At 42.5% G+C, this 219-nt stretch carries 1 protein-coding gene; it reads right to left on the bottom strand.

Annotated features, from left to right (window positions below; genetic code table 11):
* A partial coding sequence (locus HJV72_RS19260; protein ID WP_208073486.1) for a hypothetical protein occupies positions 1 to 219 on the bottom strand: 219 nt, incomplete at both ends.

Here is a 219-nt window from a genome sequence, read left to right as displayed (position 1 = left end):
ATAAATATAACTGCCTACCCTTACCTCCAGGAAGTTAAATATGGTTTCTTTAAGCTGCGTGGGAAGCTGTGTCCCCTCCTTTGTGTGCTGATAATATTCCCCACTGTCAATCAACCGGATAATTTCCATTTCCATGTCTGTAAATGACAGATACCCGCTCATAATCTCATCAGATATGGGCCAATAGACAGTCAGCCCGGTTCCAATATTCACATACTG

Origin of the sequence: Extibacter sp. GGCC_0201, from assembly GCF_017566055.1 — a bacterium.
In the GTDB taxonomy this organism is placed as follows: Bacteria; Bacillota; Clostridia; order Lachnospirales; family Lachnospiraceae; genus Extibacter.
The sequence above is the reverse complement of the archived record's forward strand: the minus strand, read 5'-3'. Positions and strand labels throughout refer to the sequence as shown.